23 protein-coding genes and 5 pseudogenes are annotated in these 22,592 nt (G+C 56.9%); 8 read left to right on the top strand and 20 right to left on the bottom strand.

Features of this window, described 5'->3' with window-relative positions; genetic code table 11:
- From PSH69_RS18080 to PSH69_RS18070, 3 genes are all read right to left on the bottom strand, one after another.
- Window positions 1-498, bottom strand: a complete 498-nt coding sequence (locus PSH69_RS18080; protein ID WP_305409323.1) for a GNAT family N-acetyltransferase — start codon at window positions 496-498, stop codon at window positions 1-3.
- Window positions 499-595: 97 nt separating this feature from the next.
- A complete protein-coding gene (locus tag PSH69_RS18075; RefSeq protein WP_064618687.1) occupies window positions 596-916 on the bottom strand; it encodes an isochorismate lyase in 321 nt (106 codons plus the stop codon).
- 57 nt (window positions 917-973) lie between these two features.
- Window positions 974-1,873, bottom strand: a complete 900-nt coding sequence (locus tag PSH69_RS18070; RefSeq protein ID WP_305409322.1) for a LysR family transcriptional regulator — start codon at window positions 1,871-1,873, stop codon at window positions 974-976.
- A 92-nt stretch (window positions 1,874-1,965) separates the two neighbouring features.
- Here PSH69_RS18070 and PSH69_RS18065 point away from each other — a divergent pair, with 92 nt between their 5' ends.
- Window positions 1,966-2,973, top strand: a complete 1,008-nt coding sequence (locus tag PSH69_RS18065; protein ID WP_305409321.1) for an aldo/keto reductase — start codon at window positions 1,966-1,968, stop codon at window positions 2,971-2,973.
- Between the two features lie 2 nt (window positions 2,974-2,975).
- On the opposite strand, the gene PSH69_RS18060 is transcribed toward PSH69_RS18065, so the two are convergent.
- From PSH69_RS18060 to PSH69_RS18050, 3 genes are all read right to left on the bottom strand, one after another.
- Window positions 2,976-3,299 carry a hypothetical protein gene (locus tag PSH69_RS18060; RefSeq protein ID WP_305409320.1) on the bottom strand — a complete coding sequence of 108 codons (324 nt, stop codon included), beginning with the start codon at window positions 3,297-3,299 and terminating at the stop codon, window positions 2,976-2,978.
- 15 nt (window positions 3,300-3,314) lie between these two features.
- Entirely contained in the window at window positions 3,315-3,626 is a 312-nt protein-coding gene (locus tag PSH69_RS18055) for a hypothetical protein (RefSeq protein WP_305409319.1), read from the bottom strand.
- Between the two features lie 158 nt (window positions 3,627-3,784).
- A complete protein-coding gene (locus PSH69_RS18050; protein WP_305409318.1) occupies window positions 3,785-4,849 on the bottom strand; it encodes an alpha/beta fold hydrolase in 1,065 nt (354 codons plus the stop codon).
- 205 nt (window positions 4,850-5,054) lie between these two features.
- Between PSH69_RS18050 and PSH69_RS18045 the strand changes: the two are divergent.
- A pseudogene (locus PSH69_RS18045) lies at window positions 5,055-5,513 on the top strand (VOC family protein); the annotation flags it as partial.
- 36 nt (window positions 5,514-5,549) lie between these two features.
- Here PSH69_RS18045 and PSH69_RS18040 read toward each other — a convergent pair.
- The 3 genes and pseudogenes from PSH69_RS18040 to PSH69_RS18030 form a co-directional block, all read right to left on the bottom strand.
- Window positions 5,550-5,803 (bottom strand): annotated as a pseudogene (locus PSH69_RS18040) (hypothetical protein).
- The gene (locus PSH69_RS18035) at window positions 5,804-5,926 is read right to left on the bottom strand and encodes a hypothetical protein (protein WP_019580173.1); all 123 of its coding nucleotides are present in this window, start codon (window positions 5,924-5,926) and stop codon (window positions 5,804-5,806) included.
- Window positions 5,927-5,972: 46 nt separating this feature from the next.
- Window positions 5,973-6,842: a GyrI-like domain-containing protein gene (locus tag PSH69_RS18030; protein ID WP_305409317.1), complete on the bottom strand. Its 870-nt coding sequence runs from the start codon at window positions 6,840-6,842 to the stop codon at window positions 5,973-5,975.
- Between the two features lie 294 nt (window positions 6,843-7,136).
- Here PSH69_RS18030 and PSH69_RS18025 point away from each other — a divergent pair, with 294 nt between their 5' ends.
- Window positions 7,137-7,721: a DUF4157 domain-containing protein gene (locus PSH69_RS18025; RefSeq protein WP_305409316.1), complete on the top strand. Its 585-nt coding sequence runs from the start codon at window positions 7,137-7,139 to the stop codon at window positions 7,719-7,721.
- A gap of 12 nt (window positions 7,722-7,733) precedes the next feature.
- Here the strand turns inward: PSH69_RS18025 and PSH69_RS18020 are convergent.
- Window positions 7,734-7,870: pseudogene (locus PSH69_RS18020) on the bottom strand (thiol-disulfide oxidoreductase); the annotation flags it as partial.
- A gap of 11 nt (window positions 7,871-7,881) precedes the next feature.
- Entirely contained in the window at window positions 7,882-8,538 is a 657-nt protein-coding gene (locus PSH69_RS18015; RefSeq protein WP_305409315.1) for an HAD hydrolase-like protein, read from the bottom strand.
- 209 nt (window positions 8,539-8,747) lie between these two features.
- Here PSH69_RS18015 and PSH69_RS18010 point away from each other — a divergent pair, with 209 nt between their 5' ends.
- Window positions 8,748-9,104, top strand: a complete 357-nt coding sequence (locus PSH69_RS18010) for a VOC family protein (RefSeq protein WP_111455136.1) — start codon at window positions 8,748-8,750, stop codon at window positions 9,102-9,104.
- Between the two features lie 181 nt (window positions 9,105-9,285).
- Window positions 9,286-9,981 carry a tRNA (adenine(22)-N(1))-methyltransferase TrmK gene (locus tag PSH69_RS18005; RefSeq protein ID WP_305409314.1) on the top strand — a complete coding sequence of 232 codons (696 nt, stop codon included), beginning with the start codon at window positions 9,286-9,288 and terminating at the stop codon, window positions 9,979-9,981.
- A 67-nt stretch (window positions 9,982-10,048) separates the two neighbouring features.
- On the opposite strand, the pseudogene tssI reads toward PSH69_RS18005, so the two are convergent.
- Both tssI and PSH69_RS17995 read right to left on the bottom strand, forming a co-directional pair.
- A pseudogene (gene tssI, locus PSH69_RS18000) lies at window positions 10,049-11,342 on the bottom strand (type VI secretion system tip protein TssI/VgrG).
- A 243-nt stretch (window positions 11,343-11,585) separates the two neighbouring features.
- A complete protein-coding gene (locus PSH69_RS17995; RefSeq protein ID WP_305409313.1) occupies window positions 11,586-12,689 on the bottom strand; it encodes a polyamine ABC transporter substrate-binding protein in 1,104 nt (367 codons plus the stop codon).
- Between the two features lie 138 nt (window positions 12,690-12,827).
- On the opposite strand from PSH69_RS17995, the pseudogene PSH69_RS17990 reads away from it, so the two are divergent.
- Window positions 12,828-13,619 (top strand): annotated as a pseudogene (locus PSH69_RS17990) (response regulator transcription factor).
- A gap of 123 nt (window positions 13,620-13,742) precedes the next feature.
- Here PSH69_RS17990 and argC read toward each other — a convergent pair.
- Window positions 13,743-14,672, bottom strand: a complete 930-nt coding sequence (gene argC, locus PSH69_RS17985; protein ID WP_305412851.1) for an N-acetyl-gamma-glutamyl-phosphate reductase — start codon at window positions 14,670-14,672, stop codon at window positions 13,743-13,745.
- Between the two features lie 114 nt (window positions 14,673-14,786).
- Here argC and PSH69_RS17980 point away from each other — a divergent pair, with 114 nt between their 5' ends.
- Window positions 14,787-15,671 (top strand): LysR family transcriptional regulator, encoded by an 885-nt coding sequence (locus tag PSH69_RS17980; RefSeq protein ID WP_305409312.1) that lies wholly within the window; start codon window positions 14,787-14,789, stop codon window positions 15,669-15,671.
- A 70-nt stretch (window positions 15,672-15,741) separates the two neighbouring features.
- Here PSH69_RS17980 and PSH69_RS17975 read toward each other — a convergent pair whose 3' ends face one another.
- The gene (locus tag PSH69_RS17975; RefSeq protein ID WP_305409311.1) at window positions 15,742-16,602 is read right to left on the bottom strand and encodes a LysR family transcriptional regulator; all 861 of its coding nucleotides are present in this window, start codon (window positions 16,600-16,602) and stop codon (window positions 15,742-15,744) included.
- Between the two features lie 193 nt (window positions 16,603-16,795).
- On the opposite strand from PSH69_RS17975, the gene PSH69_RS17970 reads away from it, so the two are divergent.
- Window positions 16,796-18,322, top strand: a complete 1,527-nt coding sequence (locus tag PSH69_RS17970) for an MFS transporter (protein ID WP_305409310.1) — start codon at window positions 16,796-16,798, stop codon at window positions 18,320-18,322.
- Window positions 18,323-18,409: 87 nt separating this feature from the next.
- Here PSH69_RS17970 and PSH69_RS17965 read toward each other — a convergent pair whose 3' ends face one another.
- The 5 genes from PSH69_RS17965 to PSH69_RS17945 form a co-directional block, all read right to left on the bottom strand.
- Entirely contained in the window at window positions 18,410-19,150 is a 741-nt protein-coding gene (locus tag PSH69_RS17965; RefSeq protein ID WP_018925635.1) for a Mut7-C RNAse domain-containing protein, read from the bottom strand.
- A gap of 125 nt (window positions 19,151-19,275) precedes the next feature.
- A complete protein-coding gene (locus PSH69_RS17960; protein WP_018925636.1) occupies window positions 19,276-20,040 on the bottom strand; it encodes an ABC transporter ATP-binding protein in 765 nt (254 codons plus the stop codon).
- Between the two features lie 16 nt (window positions 20,041-20,056).
- Window positions 20,057-20,767 carry an ABC transporter permease gene (locus PSH69_RS17955; protein WP_064618600.1) on the bottom strand — a complete coding sequence of 237 codons (711 nt, stop codon included), beginning with the start codon at window positions 20,765-20,767 and terminating at the stop codon, window positions 20,057-20,059.
- Window positions 20,764-21,492, bottom strand: a complete 729-nt coding sequence (locus tag PSH69_RS17950) for an ABC transporter permease (protein ID WP_018925638.1) — start codon at window positions 21,490-21,492, stop codon at window positions 20,764-20,766. Before PSH69_RS17950 ends, PSH69_RS17955 begins: the two co-directional genes overlap by 4 nt.
- 55 nt (window positions 21,493-21,547) lie before the next feature.
- A complete protein-coding gene (locus PSH69_RS17945) occupies window positions 21,548-22,330 on the bottom strand; it encodes a transporter substrate-binding domain-containing protein (protein WP_305409309.1) in 783 nt (260 codons plus the stop codon).
- Window positions 22,331-22,592 lie beyond the last annotated feature (262 nt).

The raw sequence follows: 22,592 nt of genomic DNA, 5'->3' as shown, positions 1-22,592 counted from the left end.
CTAAATCGAAAGACCAAACCGACATTCGTGCTCTGCCCCTTTTCGAGACGCATGTTCGATCAAGAAGCCACACCGTTTGAGTACTTTTGCCGAGCCGATATTTCCAGCGTATACGGTGGCCACCAGTTGTTTAAGGTTCCAATGCAACTGCGCCTGCTGGATCAGATGCCTCACCGCCAGCGTTGCCAGTCCCTGTCCGCAAGCGTTTTGGGCAATCCGGTAGCCGACTTCTGCCGACCGCTCGGTCATGTCGATGCCTTTGAGGTTCGCCCGACCCACGATGTTTCCGGCGTCATCTTCGATGACGAATGGGTGCCAGGTTCCGGCGGCAAAATCAGCTAAATAAGCGTCAATGTGGTCGGTGACGCCCTGCACCGAGTAAAAAGCAGAGCCGCGCGCGTCAATGTGGCGCTCGAACCATTCGCGATTGTCCAGCTCGAACGTCAGCAACGCCTCGGCATCAGTACTTTGCAGGGTACGAATTCTGACGGGCTTCATAAGGTCGCTCTCCTTGCGGGTGAAACTACTTGAATGATTGTGCAGTGGAACAACTGTCCGCTCCTGGCCGGTAGGGCGGACAGCCAGGACACTAGCGTCAGGTTTCGGATTGATGAGCCGCCCAGTGTTTCATCTCTTCGGCAATGAAGTGGTTCACCAGGTCGCTGTACATCTTCTCGATGGCATCCGGGCTCAGGCCCTCGGCTTCGGCCCATTCGCGTCGTGTTGCCAGCATGGCCTTGAAACGCTCCGGAGCGCGCACCGAAGTCACCGAGGTCTTGAACTTCGAGGCGGCCAGCACGTAGTGAAAACGCTTGCCCAGCAGCTTGATAACGGCCTGGTCAAGGGCGTCGATTTCGCGTCGGATATCTTCCATGCCTGCACACTCTGCGGGCTGCAACTGATTGATGACTTCCATGTAGGTGACTCCGTTAGTTGAAAAAATCGTGGGATTCAAGTTTTGATTCTACGACGGCTACGCAGCCTCGCGAACCTTGATAAATTCGATAAGCGCTTTCAAGGCGGGTGGCACAAGGCGCCGGCTTGAGTAGTAAAGAAAGAACCGGCTGGGTGGTGCTTTCCACTCCTGGAGTATTTCTCTGAGATGCCCGTTCCGGAGATCGTCGCGCACCAGTTCCTCGTAGACATAGGCAATACCAGCGCCGTCTTTCGCTGCCTGGATCATCAGCGCATCGTCTTCCAGAATCAGCGGGCCGGTGACGGATAACCGTATCGGTTGACCGTCGGCTTGATACTCCCAGGCGTAAAGTTTGCCACTGGGAAAACGCCTGGCAATGCACGCATGGTCGAGCAAGTCGCGGGGGACGTGCGCGGTTCCCTTCGCGGCCAGATAAGCATCCGCGGCAACGGTCACGAACGATTGAGGTGCGCCGACAGGGACTGCGATCATGTCACCGGCCAGGCTTTCACCAAAGCGGACTCCAGCGTCAAATCCCTCATTGACGATATCGGTCAATCCATCATCGGTGATCAGGTCCAACTGAATACGTGGATACCTGGCCACGAAGGGCGCCAGCACTTTCGCAAACACGATGCGAGCCGCCGGACGCGCCACGTTGAGGCGAAGTTTGCCAGTGGGCACTTCCTGCATCGAGGTCAATTGCGCCAATGCATCGTTAACCTGGTGCAGGCTCGGGAGCAGCGTTGCCAATAGCTGCTGGCCGGCCTCGGTCGGGGTCACGCTACGAGTGGTTCGGTTCAGCAGTCTGATGCCCAAACGTGCTTCCAACGCTCGCATTGCGTGACTCAACGCGGAAGCCGAAACGCCACGTTCGTCGGCGGCCTTGCGAAAGCTGCGATGGCGAGCGACGGCGGCAAAGGCGTCGAGTTCAGAGAGATCGGGGTGATAACTCATGAGTGTTATTCAGTAGTTCAAATACGATTACCTATCTTATCGTCATGAGACCTCTGCCGGATACTTCCTCCATCATTCGTGGAGAGGTCGCTATGCAAAACAATCGTCTTGGATCATCGGATTTTCTGATTTCGCCGATTGGCCTGGGAACCTGGGCAATCGCCGGCACCGGCTGGGAGTACAGTTGGGGAGCGCAGGATGACAAGGACAGCCTGGGCGCACTTGAATATGCCGTCGAACGCGGCGTGAACTGGATTGACACCGCTGCGGTTTATGGCTTGGGCCATGCAGAGCAATTGGTGGGGCAATTGCTGCGGCGGGTGCCGGCCTCACGGCGTCCTTTGGTGTTCACCAAAGGCAGTTTGGTCTGGGACCCGGTCACGAAGAAGATTTCGCACTCACTGGCCCCTCAATCGTTGCTCGCCGAGATCGACGCAAGCTTGCACCGGCTTCAAGTCGAGACGATCGATCTTTATCAGATCCACTGGCCTGCTTTTCCTGCCGACGCCAGCAGTGAAGGCATTGAATTGGCGCTTTCGGCTTTGGCCGCCGCGCGCGATCAAGGAAAGATTCGCGCTATCGGCGTATCGAATTTCGATGTCGCTCAACTCAAGCGTGCGCAGGCGGTGACAGAGATCGTTTCGCTCCAGCCGCCGTACTCCGCCTTGATGCGGGACATCGAGCAGGACGTTCTGCCATTCTGTGAGCAGGCCGGGATGGGTGTGCTTGCCTATTCCACGCTTCAATCAGGGCTGCTTTCCGGCAGCATGACGCGCGAACGCATTTCGCAACTGCCCGAAGACGATTGGCGCAAGGCCCGAAGTGCTGATTTCCAGGAGCCCCGTTTGAGTGCGAACCTGGCATTGGTTGACGTCATGGCACGCATTGGAGAAAGGCACGGGGTGAGCGCTGCGGCGGTCGCCATCGCCTGGGTTCTTCGCAAACCGGTCGTGACGGGCGCCATTGTCGGAGCCCGCCATCGCGCACAAGTAGACGGGCTGATTGCAGCCCTGGAGTTGCGCCTCAGCGCTGCGGAAATCGACGAAATTCGACCGTTCCTGCCGGCGGGCATGGGAACAAATGTCCCTGGTGCCGCCTGACACTATTGAGCAGAGGGTGAGCGTTCAGTTCTGTTATTGAACGCAGGCATTCGATGGGCAGCAGAGCGATCGATCAAGATCGCAATGCTACCCATCACAACACCGATCAAGCCCAGCGGTGCGGTCAGCACCACCATCCACATGTGAGAGAAGTTCAGCAGTTGCAGCATAAGCAGCAGGATGCTGATCATCATCGGCGGGGCCACCGCCAGCAGCGCCTTATTGGCCTTGTCGCTTTCCTCCACCGCGCCGCCCACGTCGATGCGGTAGCCCGACGGCTGTTTCGCTTCGATCTCCTTGAGCAACGGCTGGATCTGCTGCGTCACCGATACACCTTGCTATCAGTTTTTGCACTCCGCCATTACCACATGACAGGTCGTCGGCGTGCCACCGGATTGGCCGGCATAGCGTATGCAGTTATCCATGGACTTTTGGCGAGCCATGTTCAGGGTGGAGCCCCAGGCCAGGCCGCCCTCGCCGGCAGTGGGTAGCGCTTTTGCATAGCAACTTGAGCCTGCGCTTGAGTCTGTGCTTGAGGCCGAGTAGCGGGCCGTGGAAGTTTTGCCAGCACAGCCCGCGGTCAGGGCCAGGTTGATGGCGAGCAGGGAAGGGAGGATCCATGACGAACATTGGCGTGCTGTTTTGCCGATCATCCCATTTTCCCCTGTATCAAGAGGCTGGAGGCGTGTTTGTGGTCGTGTTCTATTTAGATTAGACGGTTGCGCCTGCCTTGGTTAAAACGGCTCGTTAAATAAACGAGCCGTTGTTGTGAGGGTGTTCAGCGGGGCAAGTGCATGGATGTCAGATCACCTCAAAGGTGATCCGCATCAATCACAGCCTTGGCGAACGCCTGCGGATCTTCCTGCGGCAGGTTGTGGCCGATGCCGCCGCTGATCAGCCGGAACTCGTATTTGCCGGTGAAGCGCTTGGCGTAATCCTCGGGGGCGGGGTGCGGCGCGCCGTTGGCATCGCCTTCAAGGGTGATGGTCGGCACGCTGATGGAAGGCGCCGTGGCCAGTTTCTGCTCCAGCGCTTCGTATCGGCTCTCACCCTGGACCAGGCCCAGGCGCCAGCGGTAGTTGAACACGGTGATGTCGACATGGTCGGGGTTTTCCAGCGCCTTGGCGCTGCGGTCGAAAGTGGCGTCGTCGAACGCCCATTTCGGCGAAGCCAGTTGCCATATCAACTTGGCGAAGTCGTGGGTGTTTTTCTCGTACCCGGCGCGACCGCGATCGGTGGCGAAGTAAAACTGATACCACCACTGCAATTCAGCCTGGGGTGGCAGCGGGTTCTTGCCGGCCGCCTGATTGCCGATCAGATACCCGCTGACCGAGACCAGCGCCTTGACCCGTTCTGGCCACAGCGCCGAGACGATGTCGGCCGAGCGTGCGCCCCAATCGTAACCACCGAGCACGGCTTGTTTGATCTTCAGCGCATCCATGAAGTCGATGACGTCACTGGCCAGCGCAGCCGGTTGGCCATTACGAACGGTTTTATCGGACAGAAAATGCGTATCGCCATAGCCACGCGCATACGGCATCAGCACTCGATAACCCTTTGCAGCAAGCAACGGGGCGACCTCGTCATAGCTGTGAATGTCGTACGGCCAGCCGTGCAGAAGAATCACCACCGGCCCATTAGCCGGGCCTGTTTCGGCGTATGCCACGTCCAGCAGGCCGGCGTTGACATGCTTGAGTGGGCCGAATGGGGAGGGTGTTGCATGAGTGGCACCAGCATTGACCGAGGTTGGCTGCGCCGCGGCGGTCGTTTGTGCGTGGGCCGCACCGAGAACGCCGAACAGGGTAAACGCGAGGATCGACGAGCCGACCAGGCGGTGGCGGTTTTTTCCGGTTTTGTTCTGCAGTGCCATCTTCATGTGATGTCTCCGTTGCAAGCCGTTGGCCAGGGGTTCTGACTGAGCCCCTCGAAACCTTGTTTGCATTTGAACGCGGCGACGTATCTGGTCTGTGTCGAATCGCAGGCCAAGTGAAAAACCATGTATCGAGAGGCTAATCAGACACACTGTGATACATAGGGAGAGATCTCGGTATCAAATCGCATATCTGAAGAAGGTGGGGCCATTGAAATTAAAGTTCAGCCACGTGGATGTTCTCGTCAAAGACCTTGAGGAAGCGTGCAGGTATTACGCCCGCGTCTTCAGCGCCAGAATTTCAAAGACACTTGATTGGCAGCGCGACGGTTTGCACGTGCGCTATGCGATCGTTATGTTCGGAACGGAGCGCCTTATGCTGGTGCAACCGTTTACCGGAAATCTCAAGGCTCTGATGGACGCCAACGGCGAAGGCACCATCTACCGGCACTGTTATTCCACACCGGACATCGAGGTAGCCTATGACGAATTGATCGACGCAGGCGTCCAGCCGGAAGATGAGAACGGCAAACCGCTGTCTCGCGATAACCTCCAGACGCCAAGTGGGACACGCATACTCTGGTTACCGAAACGCTTCGGGCATTTTTCTATTGAGTTGCTTGAAGAGAAAGAGCTGGAGGCATTTATCAAGGATGCATTTGCTGAGGAGGATTTATCCCTGGTAGCGATACATCCCTACGTCCCTTCAGTCAATCTGCTCGAACCGCCGCCGCTTCAGGAACAACCCCACCCCGAACGCCACGGCAAAGATCGACAGCAACCCCAGATCAAACCCCAATAAACGGATCTGCTTGCAGCAACGCAGCCGACCGCACCCGCCGCCACCAGCACCACCCCTAGCCACTTGCGCAGCAGATACGGTTTGAGAAACCGATCGAGCAGAAAGAACAGCACCAGGGCAATGAGCAGTTGGGTAATTTCGGATGTGTGTGTCTCCAGTCAGGTCTTGATGATCAGTGTCGAGAGGGTGCGTTGCGGGCCGATACCGTCGTTGACCTGCGCCTCGATGCTGACCAGTACGTCGCCAGCAGGGTCGGTGGGCAGGATTTCATTGGCATACATGCGCACACCGGTCGCTACAGGAATACCTCTATAGCTGCTTGCTCCGCTATTGCAGCGGAACATACACGTCAGTTTGCCATTGATCCTGCGGTGTCTCGGGATAGACGCTCAGGTAATTGAAGAACAACGGGTGGTCACGGAGTTCCTCGCCACTGGCAGGAAGCCAATCGCGGTAAATCGGATAGATCGTTTCGCCGATGTGATCCGGTGACCCCGTATGTCGTACCACGACGCAGCGACCGCCAGGAATGACGATCTCGCGTACGCCGAATTCATTCGGCGCCACGGCCTCGTGAATCTCGCCGCAGATGGCGAAGCGGAATGCTTGTGCAGGTGTCGTGTCGGGGTTGCCATAGGGAATGCCAAAGGTGCGACTCGATGCCACCGGCGACTGTCCGCTCTGCATACGCCACTCGATGAACTTGCGCACGCTCTCATTGACGAGCCCGGGTGGTCCGCAGTGCTCAAGCGCTGCGACCCTGACTTCTGGGAATTCCACGATTCGTACTTGCATGATGATAGTCCTGGAAAAATGAGGGATTGCGAATACCGCATTCCAGACCTGCCAGTTCGGTTCCTTCCTGAACGCACTCGGGGTCATACCGAACGCCCGCCTGAACGCCCTGCAAAATGCCTCGGGGCTTTCAAAACCGGCACCGAGTGCCGCGTCCAGTACCGAGTGATCAGCGAGGGCGGCCAGGCGATGTGCCGCGCGTCGTAGCCGCATCAGTTGCACATAACGTGAGACAGGCACACCTGCGAACGCGCTGAATTGTCGATGGAAGTGAAACACCGAAAAATTCGCCACGTGGCTCAACGTCCTCACCGACAGGTCACCTTCGAGATTGGCATCAATGTAGGCGAGTACGGCGTTGAAGCGTTTTGTGTAGGCGAAGTTGCTCGGCATGTCAGACACTGGGAAAAGGCTCCTGGAAGTACGGTCGGCAATAGCATCGACTATAGCGGCGTGAACGCGCCTAGCCGCGTTTGCTCAAGGTGCGTTTTGGGGTGGCCGATGCGATCTCTTCCACCATGAGACACCGAATATCCAGTCCGATCACTTCTGATCGACTGTTGCTGTCGTTGTGAGGGCAGCAATTACCCCCAGGCAATCATCGAGAAGAGACCCGACAGGGATGCGCTAAAGTTATGCGGGTCATCGATCAATTGTGATCCGCTGTTCGCGCTGCTTCCGTCCCTGGAGGGCCCAATGCCGCCCATCATCACATGCCTGGTGGCGCTGTTTGTTCTTGGTCTGACTCTTGTAGCGCCAGCCCAGGCCAGCACCTGCCCACCTGGCGAGAAACAAGTGTGCCTGAACGGCTGCATCTGCCTGCCAGATCTGGGGCAGATGCCTGATGGCGTCTACCAGGTCGCGGCACCTGCCCTGGCGCTGTGGCTGACCCAAGCCCGCGCTGAAGCCGCCAGCGCCGAGATCCAACCCATTCCACCGCACATCCGGGAGCAACTGCTGCGCTGGTACGATCCCGGCGTCCTCGATGCCGCGCACTACAAAGTGAGCGATAACGGCCAATTCAGCGCCGCCACTACCATGCTGCAAAACCCCGATGTCGGTGCCGTGACCCTGATCGACATCATCCTCTTCCGGGACGCTCAAACCGCAGAACAGGACATCGCGCTCTGGGCTCACGAACTGAAACACGTGCAGCAGTTTCAGGAATGGGGGGTAGAAGGATTTGCCCAGCGCTATACACAAGATTTCAATGCTGTGGAGGCGCCGGCTTATGCCATACAGGCTGAGGTTCGACGGTCGGTGCGGGAAGAGACTCACTGAAGGGTAGCGAAGCTGCCCCTCGGGTGACTGAACCGCCGCCAACCGCACGCGCCGCTGGCGGTCATGGCGAAGACACCGTCGAACAAGACCACCGTCTCTCCTGATTTGAGCAGCGGCGCGGGTGAGGGGCGGATTTGCGAGGCGGGCATAAGCGTGGGTCCTACAAACTTGCAAATGACTCAAGGTGAGCATCACTTCCTGCCAGTCGCCGTAACTCTCTCACATCGGCGAACCACTCATGGGATTGAAGATTGTGGAACGCATCCTGTGTCCCATATCCCCAGGCGACCGCGCCAAAGGCGATACCGGCAGTCGCTGCTGCTTCACCATCCGTAGGTTGGTCGCCGATGTAGATAACCTCCTCTGGCGCCACGCCAAATTTGCGCATGACACGGCGCAAGCGAGACGCCTTGCCGAAAATGGAGACGCCGCATTCGAAGGCCCGGATATGTCGACAGCTGGAGCCCAATATTTGCTTGATATTTTCTTGGGAGTTAGAAGAAACCACCGCCAGGATCAGTCCTCTCTCGTCAAGATGGGCGAGGGTATTGGCAATGCTATTAAACAGTGGGATCGAGCTTCGATGTTTTTTCATCAAGCTCATGAAGGTTCGCGCCACCAGAGGCAACTTCCAGCGGGGCATTCCGATATGAGCCATGATCTCCCGAGCCCCCTGCTTGCGCAGACCGTCCAACTCTTGCGGGTGAATCCGATTGAATGCGTGCCTGTCAGCGACCTGGTTGAACACCGAAACAAAGAACGGAAAAGAATCAGCGAGCGTGCCGTCAAAGTCGAAAATGGCAAGCCGGTATGACATGTAAAAGCTCCTTCCTGTAGTGGCGGCAGCCGAGTCCAGGCGGCTGCTTGTGCTGGGCGATTAATTCACCCGATTGGTGGGAAAGGCGCATTATCCCTGCTCCGGAATCTGCCCGGAAGGAGAAAGTGGCTTAACGCTGGAGGAGGGGGCTGCTCCTTGCCGGCAGCTGCAATATCATTGTTCCTTTGAAATCAGCCAAGGAGGCATCCATGAGTGTGCGTGGTAAAGACCGGCAGATCGATAATATTGAATTTAATGTCGACGACATTGCCCGCAGCAAAGCTTTCTACGGCAGTGCGTTCGGCTGGACATTCGTCGACTACGGCCCAACTTATACGGAATTCAGTGATGGCCGCCTTACCGGTGGCTTCACTACGGGAGAGCCGGTTCGACCTGGTGGCCCTTTGATCATTTTGTACTCGGATGATCTCGATGAGGCGCAGCAACGGCTCAAAGCCTTGGGCGCTGTTATCAGCCGCGAAGTATTCTCGTTCCCTGGTGGAAGCAGGTTCCACTTCATTGATCCGGATGGCTATGAACTGGCCGTTTGGACGGCTCGGCAGTAGGTCTCAGGTCGGCCCAAAGCGATCCATTAGCAGGGTTCGCTTTGGGCCGATACTCAAGCGGTAGGTGCGGGTCGAGCCATGACCCTGGTCGCATAAATTTGAAATGCACTGCGTTGCTCGCCAGAATCGCGGGCCGACCCGGTCAAAGGTGCCGGACGTTCGTGGTGAAAAGGGGCAGCAGTTGAACCAACAGACATTGTCCATGCGCCTGGAACGCGTGGCGGCACATGTGCCAGCAGGTGCGCGCCTGGCCGATATCGGCTCGGATCACGGCTACCTGCCTGTGGCATTGATGCGCCGTGGCGCCATCGTGGCGGCGGTGGCCGGAGAGGTGGCATTGACGCCATTTCGCTCGGCCAAACGCACCGTGCGCGAGAACGACCTGGACCAGTGGATTACCGTGCGCCTGGCCGATGGCCTGACGGCAATCGAGCCGGGAGACGGGATCACGGCAATCAGCATCTGCGGCATGGGCGGCGAGACGATCCGCGACATCCTCGACTGCGGCAAGGCATGTCTGAGCGGCCAGGAGCGTCTGATCCTTCAACCCAACGGCGGCGAGCAGCCACTGCGCCAATGGCTGATGGAAAATGGTTACTGCATCCTCTGCGAGGAAGTGCTGCGGGAAAACCGCTTCGACTACGAAATCATCGTCGCCGAGCGCACCGGGCCGGTGATGTACACCGCCGAGGAGCTGTATTTCGGTCCGCTGCAGATGCAGGCACGCAGCTCGGCATTCCTGATCAAGTGGCAGCGCCTGTTGCGCGAGAAGCAGCGGACCCTGAGCAGCTTCGCCAAGGCCCGGCAGGCCGTGCCCGAGGAGAAGGTGCAGGATGTCGCCCGGCAGGCCCGGTGGATCGCCGACCTGCTGGCTTGAGCCCTTGACTAAGTAATTGCAGGGGTAAATTTCAACCTGACGGTTGCTGCTCTTATAGGGTTTGCGGTTAGCGGCAGCACAGGCAACCGCTGATCAGCGGTTGATCGGGGTCGCTTTCGAGAAATGTAACCATGACTTCCATACCCGTTCGGGGGGGCGTCATTCCACAACTCCAATTGGAGGTCCCCCTCAGCCAACAACAACTCTTGTCGTCAAATCTACCTTCGCGTTCCCAGGGGAACTTGACCTTGACCCTTCCGTTGCGCCTATCACCCTGGATCTCCTCGTCCTCCAGAGCGATGATCACAGCGGTGTGGTTACTTGGTACCTGAGGTTTCTTGTGAGCCAAAGGCGGACGATAGGACACGTCCCACGGAAGAACGATAAAGCGGTTGCGGTAACCCTGATGAAAGTCATCCTCGTTGTCTGTGTTGCCACTGGCGATGTTCTCGCTCAATACCTGTGGTTGCTGGCCTTCGTGGATGATCTGAGTCAGTAACCATAGGTCGTTCCATTCCTGGCGCGGGTGGCCAGAGATCTCCAGAACATGGCCACTGACTAACCGGGTCTGGTCACCTTGCCCTTCGGCTTGACGATAAGCCGCATGGCGGCGCTCCATAGCACGCAGACTTATCTGCTTGCCGTGCTCATGGCTTGTGGAAGGCTTCAGCTTGTCATCGTTTTCCATGCCTGGCTGTTGCTCGTTTCTCCCCAGACGTAGGTTGAAGCGCCTGATCAGTGGCTCGTTGGCCACTCTATCGCTCTCTTGTCCATAAGCAGTGGGTTGCCCAATCCTGGGAAAAGCCGCCTGGTCATCGCCAAAGACCAGCACATGGCCTTGAGCGCTGTGTTGGAAGTGGAAGTGGATACCTTCTTCTTCACACAAGCGCTGAATAAAGTGCAAATCCGTTTCATCGTACTGGGTACAGTAGTCACGCTCGGGGTAGGTCGACCCCAGATGAAGCATAAGCGTCACCCACAATCCCGTGTTCTTCCAGTATCAAGGCGACGATTTTCGGCACCGAGAACTGTTGATAGATCCTCTGGTTGATGCGGTGGCGCAAGTAGGACAGGTGCGGTACGAGGGCCAGATTGTAGCGCGTCAAACGCTGATCATTACCGCTTTGGGCGATGTGATAGATCCGTCCATGGATGCCGTTGCCCTTCGTGTCGAAGGTCAGAAAAGCCTCTACGTCGAAGAGGCTTTCGAGATCCAGGTCAGACCGCTCGCTAACAAGCTCCACATTGAAGAGGTAAGGCCTGCTGATCGCCTCATCTCCGGAGAATGCGAGTACTTGAAAGTCGTGCGCAAAACCGTCGATGGTCAAACTGAAAGGCGTCTGATTGGCTGGGCTGAACATCCACTGTTCTCTTCTTGCATAAGGTGTTGAATCGGCGCTGTCGCAGATGTCAATGTCAGGAAGCCGGGTAAGTCCAGTTCAAGGCAAGAGCTATAACAGGGACTAATCCACTAATTTGGCGCTCTTGTATATCGGCGTTTGCGTCTTACTTTTCGGACATAAATAGCCTCAATCTGCTGCTCAAGCACGTCCGCGTATAAAATAAAGATATGCATAGAGCAGCAGGCGACAAATCAAGTCAGATCACACACCACTCTTCACTTTGGTCCAGATCCGTGTACGGATTCGCTCCAGCTTTAATGGCAGTGGCTCAAGTGGAACAAGTGTGGCAATAGTCTTTTTGTCTGGATAAATCCAGGGATTGTCTCGCAACTTCTGTTCGACAAACTCAGCGGCATCTTTGTTAGCGTTAGGGTAGAGAGTGTGGTTTGAGGTCTTGGCAATGATTTCTGGTCGCAACATATAATTAATAAACGCCATACCTTCCTTTGGGTGGGGAGCGTCTTTTAGAAGAACCAGATTTTCCGACCAGACCAGCGCTCCTTCGCGGGGAAGGCTGTAGGTAATCTTGCGTCCAGTGTTGGTCTTCTCGTTTATGGCCTGCGCGGCAAGGGCACCATTAGCCCATCCCACGACTGCACAAATATTGCCGTCAGCCAGGTCTGCGTCAATTCGGGAGGAGTCGAAATAGAGGACGTAGGGACGGATTTTTAACAGTAGGGCTTGAGCTTTCTGGTAATCATCCGGGTTCCTGCTGTTGCTGGGGAGCCCAAGGTAATGCAAGGCAATCGAAATGATCTCACTTGGAGAGTCAAGCATTGCCACACCACACGACTGGAGCTTGCTGATGTTTTCTTCTTTGAAGATCAAATCCCAGCTATTCACCGGAGCATTATCACCCAATGCCGCTTTGACTTTGTCAACGTCATAGCCAATGCCGGTAGTACCCCATAGATAGGGCACGGCGTAGCGATTACCAGGATCATTGACCGCGACCTGGGACAAGATATCAGGATCGATATGGGACAAATTGCTCAGTTGATTACGATCCAACGGCTGAAGTACTCCCGCCTGGATCAGGCTTGGCAACACATCGGAGGTGGCCACAACCACGTCATACCCCGTGCGCCCAGCCATTACCTTGCTCTGCATGATTTCGGCGCTGTCGAAAGCATCCATATGCACTCTGGTGCCGGTTGCCTGCTCAAACTCCTTTGGGGTCTCCGGTGCGAGAAGCCCGAACCAGTTATACAGATACACCCCAGGCTCTACAGCCCCCACTGATGTGCTCATCCCTGCACAGAGAAGCGAGGCCGAAAAAATGGTTCGCAAACGTGATTTTCTCATGCAACATCCTTATCAAGACGATGTGCCCTCATGGCCATCGTAAGTCCTGCAAGCGAATATACCGGGCGTTACCGAATAGTAAATACCTACGAATACTTATCTCTGACCTACGAATCCCTAACCCTAAAGGGGTAGAAAATGCCGTTCGACCTTCATAGCCTGGCTTGGCACCGATCGATTGGGAAGCTGATCATGCAGTTGAACCGTCCAGAATTCTGGAGTTCACTTGTTCGTATATTAAATGAATACGTGCAAATCGATAATTGGGTTGTATTGATCTTTAGCAATCAACAAGTGCAAGTTGTTAGTCTTCCTGAGGTCGCAGATGTCGAAGAGGTAGACGCGTTCACTCATCGCTATGTGAAGGGGCTTTACCTGCTGGATCCATTTTATATAGCTAATCGAGAAAATCCCCAGAGCGGTTTCTTTCATTTGCTGGATATTGCGCCGGAATACTTTCTTGAAACTGAGTATTATCATCAATATTTTGCACAGTATATCTCTGTGGATGAGGCTCAGTACAATGTTCAGCTTGACGCCGATAGAACGTTATGTATTTCCATTGGTAGCAAAGTCCGTTTTGATCAAGAGTAAATAACAATGCTTGATATTATCAAGCCGTGGGTGACTGAATTAATGCATCAGCGCATGTGTTTTGAAAATGATGTAGAAAAAAATCTCACTGAATCACCTCTATGGCCAGAAACAATTACCCAGCTTGGCACGCAAATAACAATGCGCGAAAGTGATGTGCTCAGATTGTTGCTCAGTGGCTTCTCTAATAAAGAGATAGCCGGAAAGCTTTCCCTTTCGGTGGAAACGATAAAGGTTCATCGCCGCAATATTTATGCCAAATTAAATATCAAGTCACAATCCGAATTGTTTGCTCGATTTTTTATGCCAAAACAAGATGTTTTCTCTACGAGTTGAAGTGGGTGTTTTAGTCTGGGTATTACCGTTAAATGGGTTCACGGCTTCAGGTACGAACCTGGCCTGAGCTCTAATCCTGGTTCGGGATGAGGGCATCACGCTAATTTGCGCGGCTAATCGGAGTCATGTTCCTGCAAGCATCAAATCCAGATTCTGCACTGCTGCTCCAGCTGCTCCCTTCCCAAGATTGTCAAACACCGCAGCCAACAAAACCTGGCCCGTTTCGTCATTCTCAAACACTGACAGTCGCAAATCATCAGTCCCATTAAGTGCCTGAGGATCAAGGGACGTCAGCCCTTTAGCCTCCAGCATCGACATCACCTGTACATGGCTCGCATCGACGTAATGCTGCATCAGACACGCATGCAACTGCACCGCACTCACACCTGGCGCCAACAACCGGGTTTGCAAGGGGATGGTCAGTACGATCCCCTGCCGAAAAGCGCCATAGGCCGGCACAAACATCGGCCGCTCCGTCAGACCGCTTTGTTGCTGAATTTCCGGAATATGTTTGTGTGCCAGCCCCAGCCCATAGACTTGAAACGCCGACGCCTGTGCTGCGCCTTTTCCCTCATGTTCCTCCACACCGACACGTCCTTTCCCGGAATAACCCGACACGGCATGAATGTTCATCGGGTAATCCCTGGGCAGTAATCCGGCCTCCAGTAAAGGGCGCAGCAACCCTATCGCCCCCGTTGGATAGCAACCGGGATTGCTGACCCGTCGCGCGGTGGCGATGCGTTGGCTCTGCTGCGAATTCATCTCCGCGAAACCATAGGTCCAGCCTGGATGGGTGCGGTGCGCCGAACTCGCATCGATCACCCGCACGGCGGGGTTTTCGATGGTCGCTACAGCGTCGCGCGCGGCTTGGTCGGGCAAGCACAGTATCGCGATGTCGCAGTTATTGATGGCTTCGGCGCGACGTTGCGGATCCTTGCGATATTCGGGGCTGAGAGTGATAAGCCGCAGATCGCTGCGGTCGCGTAGGCGTTGATGGATTTGCAACCCGGTGGTGCCTTGGTCGCCATCGATGAATACAAGGGGACTTGCCATGGAATGCTCTCGGACGTTGGAAATCAGGAGTTCCAATCTTCAGTGAGGCGCTAAGATAGGAAAAGTTGAATTTATCAACGATGAAATTCAGTTTTTCTGAACAAGGAGTCACTCATGCGCGAAATCAGCCTGGACCGTCTGCGCACGTTGGTGGCGATTGCCGACCTGGGTTCGTTTGCCGAGGCGGCCCGTGTGCTGCACTTGGCGCCACCCACGGTCAGTTTGCATATCGCCGACCTGGAGTCGCGCGTGGGCGGCAAGCTGTTGTCGCGCACGCGTGGGCGCGTTCAGCCTTCGGCGATTGGGAACACACTGGTGGAACGTGCGCGGCGTCTGTTGGTAGATGCGGAGCAGGCGCTTGAGGACGTGGAACGTCAGGTACAGGGATTGGCCGGGCGTGTGCGGCTAGGCGCCTCCACAGGGGCCATCGCACAGTTGATGCCGCACGCTTTGGAGACGTTGAGCCAGCGCCATCCCGCTATCGATGTGCAGGTCGCGGTGCTCACGTCGCAGGAAACTTTGAAGAAGCTTGCCGAGGGCTCTTTGGAGATCGGTTTGGTCGCGCTGCCGCAGTCCCCGGTGAAGGGCTTGCGAATCGAGCCATGGCGACGGGACCCGGTCATGGCTTTCTTGCCGGCTCGCTGGGAATCCCCGGAGGTTGTGACCCCCGACTGGCTGTCCACTCAGCCATTGATTCTGAATGACAACACCACTCGTCTTTCGCGTTTGACTGCGGAGTGGTTCGCCAGTGGTGGGCCGCAGCCTGCGCCGCGTATTCAACTGAACTACAACGATGCGATCAAAAGCCTGGTGGCGGCTGGCTATGGTGCGACGTTGTTGCCGCATGAGGCCTCCACGCCATTGCCCGATACCAGGATCGTCATGCGGCCATTAAAGCCCTTATTGTGGCGGCAACTGGGTATTGCCCACCGTAGTCGGGACATCGAACGGCCTACGCAACATGTGCTGGATGTGCTGTGGGAGTTGAGTGCGGGGTAGGGGGATTTTGTCAGGCGAATCAATTGTGAGATTGCTAAACCAACTGACGGCCCCCCAGAGACAGTTTGTTCTAGATCGATGGCGACTCAGACATCTCCACCAGCAGTTGTCCAAATGCATTGGCCGCGGGCGTCTTTCCCGTGACACTCCATATCAGCCTGAAATCAGCATCCGGCAGCGGTGGCAGGCCATGTTGGCCGTCAATGACCACCATGCCGGGCTCTAGATCGCCCAGCGGTAGAGCGGTGACGGCAAGTCCCGCCAATACCGCCGCCCGCAGTCCTTGTTGACTCGGAGAGGTAAAGGCGACCCGCCAATCCACGGTAGAACTCTCCAACGCATCTACGGCCACCTGGCGGTGCAAGCAGGGTGCTGGGGCAAACGCCAGTGGCAAAGGAGCATCGCCGGTAAAGTCGAAACTCTGCGCCGCGGCCCAGACAAACCGGGTTTCGCGCAGCACGGTACCGCCGGCCTGGCTGCCCGGCAATGCCATGACTACGGCCAGATCGAGCCCGTCGGCATCAACCAGCGCGCGCAGATCGAGGTAGGTGCCGACGGTTACATCCAGGCGTACGGCGGGAAATTGTCTGGCGAACCGAGACAGTAACGGCGGCAGGCCGTCGCCGATAAAGTTTTCTGGCACACCGAAGCGCACGGCCCCGGATACCGACGACGTTTCGAAACGCCGGGAGAGGGCGTCTTGTGCTCTGAGGATTTGTTCGGCATGGCGCAGAAAATCTTCGCCATCTTCTGTCAGTGTCAAACGTCGGGTGGTGCGTACCAGTAGCGTAGTACCGGCCTGTTCCTCCAAACGCCGGATCTGATGACTGATCGCTGACTGGCTCAAGTGCAGCCGCTCTGCGGCACGAGTGAAACTACCGGTGTCCTTGATCGCGACAAAAGCACGCAACAGAGCTGGGTCGAAGTCCATTTAGTCAACTCATGACGAATATTAATAAAATTTACGAAATTAAATCATTTCTGTCATTTTTTAATTACTTCCAGAATGCGGCCGCTCACTTGGACTTGTGCCCGGTGACGCTGGCGAGGCTATCGCGTCTCTACCCCTGACTGCGTGCAGAGCGGTCTTGCCAGTGCCCATCAACTTGATCTGGAAGATCACGATGCAGTTCTCTCCGTCGCAGAAGGATATTTTCACCATCGCCGCCGTGTGTTTGGCGTCGCTGATGTTCGGCCTGGAAATCTCGAGCGTGCCGGCAATCCTGCCCACTCTTGAATCGGTTCTGCACAGCGATTTTAAAGATATGCAGTGGATCATGAATGCCTACACCATCGCCTGCACCACGGTGCTGATGGCCACCGGCACACTGGCGGATCGGTATGGACGCAAGCGAGTGTTTGTCATCAGCCTGGTGCTTTTCGGCATGACCTCACTGGGCTGTGGATGGGCGCAAAGCGCCAATGTGTTGGTTGCAAACCGATTCCTGCAAGGTATGTCCGGTGGTGCCATGCTGATCTGTCAGGTGGCCGTGCTGTCTCACCGATTTCAGACGGGAGCTGCGCGCGGGAAAGCGTTCAGTGCCTGGGGAATCGTGTTCGGTATCGGTTTGGGGTTTGGCCCGATAATCGGCGCCGTTATCGTGGCGTTGTCGAGTTGGGAATGGGTGTTTCTGGTGCATGCGCCCATTGCCGTGCTCGCGCTGGTGCTGGTGATCGCCGGTGTCGATGAGTCACGTGATCCGCAGCGTCGCAGGCTGGATGTGTTGGGCATTATTTCGCTGTCGCTGGCAGTGTTAGGCCTTTCCTGGTTCATTACCCAAGGAGTAGGGGAGGGTTTCTCCAGCGGTTCGGCCATCACCAGTCTGGTGGTGGCAATGGTCAGCTTTATCGTCTTTGTCGTTGCGCAGCGACGCTATGTCGATCCCATGTTCGACTTCTCGGTATTGCGCATCCGTCGCTTCTCGGGGGCCTTGCTAGGGTCGGCTGGCATGAACTTCAGTTTCTGGCCGTTCATGATTTACCTGCCCCTGTACTTTCAAAATAGCCTGGGCTACGCCAGTGTCGGCACCGGTCTGGCACTGCTGGCCTATACGCTGCCGACGCTGGTTGTTCCCCCGTTAGGTGAACGGCTGGCGCTGCGCTATCGACCTGACGTGGTGATTCCCGCAGGTTTGTTCACCATAGGTTTGGGGTTCCTGCTGATGAAATGGGGCAGTAGTGTCGCGCACGCCAGCTGGCTGACGATGCTTCCAGGCTGCCTGATCGCCGGAGTCGGACTGGGGCTGACCAATACGCCTGTGACCAATACCACCACCGGATCGGTGCCCAGTGAACGTGCCGGCATGGCATCGGGCATCGATATCAGCGCTCGCATGATCAGCCTTGCAATTAATATCGCGCTGATGGGATTCATCTTGGTGGAAGGTATCCTGTCTTCCCTGCGCAACCAGTTGTCTGGCTCGCCCGATGATGGGCAACTGAGATGGCTGGCGGAGAATATTTCGGCCGGCAACTCTGCCGTGTTGGTGCCGACTGGCCAAGGGATCACGATTCCGGTCGATGTCGCCAACGCAGCTTTGGCGCATGGGTTTGGCTGGGTGATGCTGTATGGCGGTATTGCTGCATGGGTGCTGGTGGTGGCAAGTTACCTGGTCTTTCGTTCGAGCAAAGCCGTTCATTCTCAGCGCTGACTGTCATTCGAAGGACTGCTTCTGGCCGTATCTATCTGATGCAAAAGCCAGTTGTCCCTGACCACGCAGCCGAGCCGATGGGCTCGGCTATCGGTCCAGCAGAGGTGCCAGCAGTGCACACATGCCGCGCCAGTGCGAACCCTCCCAGTAAATCCGTTGGCAGGCGTCGCAGCGCAGGAAGTGCGAATAGAGGACGCCAACGCGTGGCGGCACCTGCGGCCGGGCCAGCTCCGGGCTGATTTCGTGCAGCGGCAGGTTGCAATGAAGGCACAGGCTGAAGGGGCGCGCGCTACGCGCCAGGTCGAGGCGTTCGTACAATTCGCGCAGCTGCAGTGACGGTTTCAGGGCATGCACGTAACAGCCGTGGCTGATGATCCGCCGCTTGAGCAGTTCGCGGTCGCGGGTTAGCACGATGCGTCCTTGTTGCGCGGCGATTTCGGCGATCTCGGCATCGTCGAAGCCATTGTCGTAGAGGGTGTCGAAGCCGCTCATGCGCAGCAGACTGGCCAATCCACCAAGGTGCGCATCAGCGACGAAGCGCAGCACCCGTAAAGGTTGCGTACGAACCTTGAGCAACGGACTGATGTCCAGCGCTTCGAACTTGGGATACACCGCCAACCGGTCACCGTCGAAGATCACCCGCTCGAAGCCCACCGACTCGCCGTTGAGCAGCACCATCTCTACTTCGGTGTGAGGTATCCCGAGCGCCTCGATCATGTGCTTGACCGTCGCCCCTCGCGCGCACTCGCAAGTGAAGGACTGCCGCCGCCGTTCGGCCGGCAGGAAATCGTTGAGCTCCTCGTAGAAGCGGAAAGTTGCACGGGTCATGCTGAACAGTATGGCAGGGCTGCAGGAAGAATGAGTTCAGCTGCTCAGTAGAGGGCGGGAGGGATGGATTATCAGGTTGAGCCAGCGCCTTCGAGCAACCCTGCGGTCGCTCGAAGGCGCTCCGGTTACTTCAGGTTGCCGCTGAGGAATTGCTGTAGGCGCTCGCTTTTGGGGTTGCCCAATACGTCCTCGGGCGCACCTTGCTCTTCGACCCGCCCCTGGTGCAGGAACAGCACCTGGTTCGACACTTTTCGCGCAAAGCTCATTTCGTGGGTCACCATGATCATGGTGCGGCCTTCTTCGGCCAGCCCCTGGATCACCTTGAGCACTTCGCCCACCAATTCCGGGTCCAGGGCTGACGTCGGCTCGTCGAACAGCATGATCTCCGGTTCCATGCTCAGGGCACGGGCAATGGCGACTCGTTGCTGCTGACCACCTGAGAGAAACGCCGGGTATTGATCAGCAACCCGTGCCGGCAAACCGACCTTGTCCAGGTAGCGCCGGGCGCGATCCTCTGCGTCCTTCTTGCTGACACCCAGCACCCGGCGTGGAGCCATGGTGATGTTTTCCAGCACCGTCATGTGGCTCCACAGGTTGAAGTGCTGGAACACCATCGCCAGGCGAGTGCGGATGCGTTGCAGTTCGTTGGCGTCGGCCACGCGCATGCCGTGGCGGTCATGGACCATTCGAATCGGCTGGTTGTCCAGACTCATGGCACCGTCGTTGGGTGTTTCCAGGAAGTTGATGCAACGCAGAAAGGTGCTCTTGCCCGAACCACTGGCGCCGATAAGGCTGATCACATCGCCGGTCCTGGCGTTCAGCGAAACGCCCTTGAGGACTTCATGGTTACCGTAACTTTTGTGCAGGTTTTCAACGGTCAGTTTGTACATGAACAAGCATCCTGAATTAGTGAGCCGGGCCGAGGAAAGACAACCAACGGCGTTCAGCCAGGCGGAACAGGCCGACCAGGGAGAACGTGACTGCCAGGTAGATCAACGCAGCGAGGCCGAACGACTGGAAGGTCAGGAAGGTCGCCGAGTTGGCGTCCCGCGCGACTTTCAGGATGTCCGGGATGGTCGCGGTGAAGGCCACGGTGGTCGAGTGCAGCATCAGAATCACTTCGTTGCTGTAGTAAGGCAGCGAGCGACGCAGGGCGGACGGCATGATCACGTAGGTGTACAGCTTCCAGCCGGTCAGCCCGTAGGCTTTGGCCGCTTCGACTTCACCGTGGTTCATGCTGCGAATCGCCCCGGCGAAGATCTCCGTGGTGTAGGCACAGGTGTTCAGGGCGAAGGCGAGGATGGTGCAGTTCATCGCATCGCGAAAGAACGCATCCAGTACTGGCTGAGCCCGCACCGCGGCCAGGCTGTAAATGCCGGTGTAACAGATCAGCAGTTGAATATAGAGCGGCGTACCGCGAAACAGGTAGGTGTAGAACTGCACCGGCCAGCGCACCCAGACATTGCTCGAGACCCGGGCAATCGACAGCGGGATCGACATCACGAAGCCGAAGAAGATCGAAGCACTGAGCAGCCAAAGGGTCATGGCCAGCCCGGTGATGTGATTGCCGTCCTGGAACAGGAAAGGTTTCCAGTATTCCTGCAGTAGCTCGATCATCGCACGGCCTCCCGGGTGCCTGCGGCGTAGAAGATTTCCATCCGGCGCAAGACGTAGTTCGAAACGGTGGTGATCACCAGATAGATCAAGGCGGCCAGAATCAGGAAGAAGAACAGCTGATAGGTGCTCTTGCCCGCGTCCTGGGCCACCTTGACCAGATCGGCCAAGCCGATGATCGACACCAGCGCGGTGGCCTTGAGGATCACCATCCAGTTATTACCGATGCCCGGCAGGGCAAAACGCATCATTTGCGGGAACACCACCAGGCGGAAGCGCTGGGCGCGGGTCAGGCCGTAGGCGGTAGCCGCTTCCATCTGCCCTCGCGGTACGGCAAGGATGGCGCCACGGAAGGTTTCGGTGAAATAAGCCCCGTAGATGAAGCCCAGGGTAATGACCCCGGCGCTGAACGGGTTGATCTCGACGTATTCCCATTCCATGAAGTCGGTAAACGAGGACAGCCAGGTTTGCAGGCTGTAGAAGATCAGCAGCATCAGCACCAGGTCCGGCACCCCGCGAATCAGCGTGGTGTAAGCCTGCGCAGGGACGCGCAGCAGTGCCGATTTCGAAAGCTTGGCGCTGGCGCCGATCAGGCCCAGGCCAACGCTCACCAGCAAGCACAGAAAGGATAATTTGACCGTCATCCAGGAGCCTTGCAGCAACAGCGGGCCGAAACCCTTGAGGCTAAAGTCTGACAGCCCAAGAATCTGCAATAGGTTTTCTAACATTGAGCAGCCCTACGTCAATCAAAGAAGAGCCCATCCGGAAATGGGCGCAGGGTCATTATTTGTCGCTGTAGAGATTCAGATCGCCAAAGTGCTTCTGCTGGACGGCCGCATAGGTGCCATTGTCGTGCAGTGCCTTGATACCTTTGTTCAGCAAGGCCTGGAGCTCGCCGTTGCCTTTGGTGAGACCCACGGCGGTCTTGGCTGGAAGGAGGGGATTTTCGACCGGCTCGCTGACCTGGAAGTCGGCGCCTGGTGGCGACTTCAGGAAGCCCAGTTCGGCTTGCAGCATGTCCTGGATCGAGGCATCGAGGCGTCCGGAGATCAAGTCAGCGTACACCTGGTCCTGGTTAGCGTAGGCCTGGGTCTCTACCCCGGCCTTGTCCAGCACGGCCTTGGCGTAGGCTTCCTGGATGGTGCCTTGCTCGTAGCCGATTTTCTTGCCCTTGAGGGAGGCCGGATCGGTGCCGATGGCCGCGCCTTTCTTGAATACCAGCGCGGTCGGGCCAGAGAACAGCTCGTTCGAGAAATCGATGACTTTCTCACGCGCCGGCGTGACGGTCATGGAAGAGATCACGCCATCGAACTTGTTGGCCTTGAGGCCGGGAATCATGCCGTCGAAATCGCTTTCGACCCATTTGCACTTGACCTTCAGCTCCGCGCAGATCGCGTTGCCCAGGTCGATGTCGAAGCCCACCAGGCCGCCGTCGGCGGCCTTGGATTCGAACGGCGCATAAGAGGGGTCGACGCCAAAGCGCAACTCCTTGTACTCCTTGGCCAGCGCAGAACCGGCAGCCACACACAAAGCCAATGCAGAAAGAGTGAGAAATGCTTTTTTCATTATTTTATTCCCAGGGACCATCGAAAGCGCTTGTGCCGCAAGAGCGCGTGTACTGCGCTGTGAAATGTCCTATGCACACGCAAGTACTTGTACAGACAAGCATATGCAATCACCCGGCCAATTCGCCGATTGGGCGTTTGAGAAAGCGCGTGCAGCGCTCTGGGATGGGCTTGGCAGGCAGGTGAACGCTGGGGAGAGGTAGCCTGCGAGGCTGTTACCTAAGCAGGCTTTTACACTCGGCTGGGGTATGCGGTAACAAAGT

Source organism: Pseudomonas sp. FP1740, from assembly GCF_030687165.1.
Taxonomy (GTDB): Bacteria; Pseudomonadota; Gammaproteobacteria; order Pseudomonadales; family Pseudomonadaceae; genus Aquipseudomonas.
This window is presented reverse-complemented; position numbering and strand designations above follow the sequence as displayed.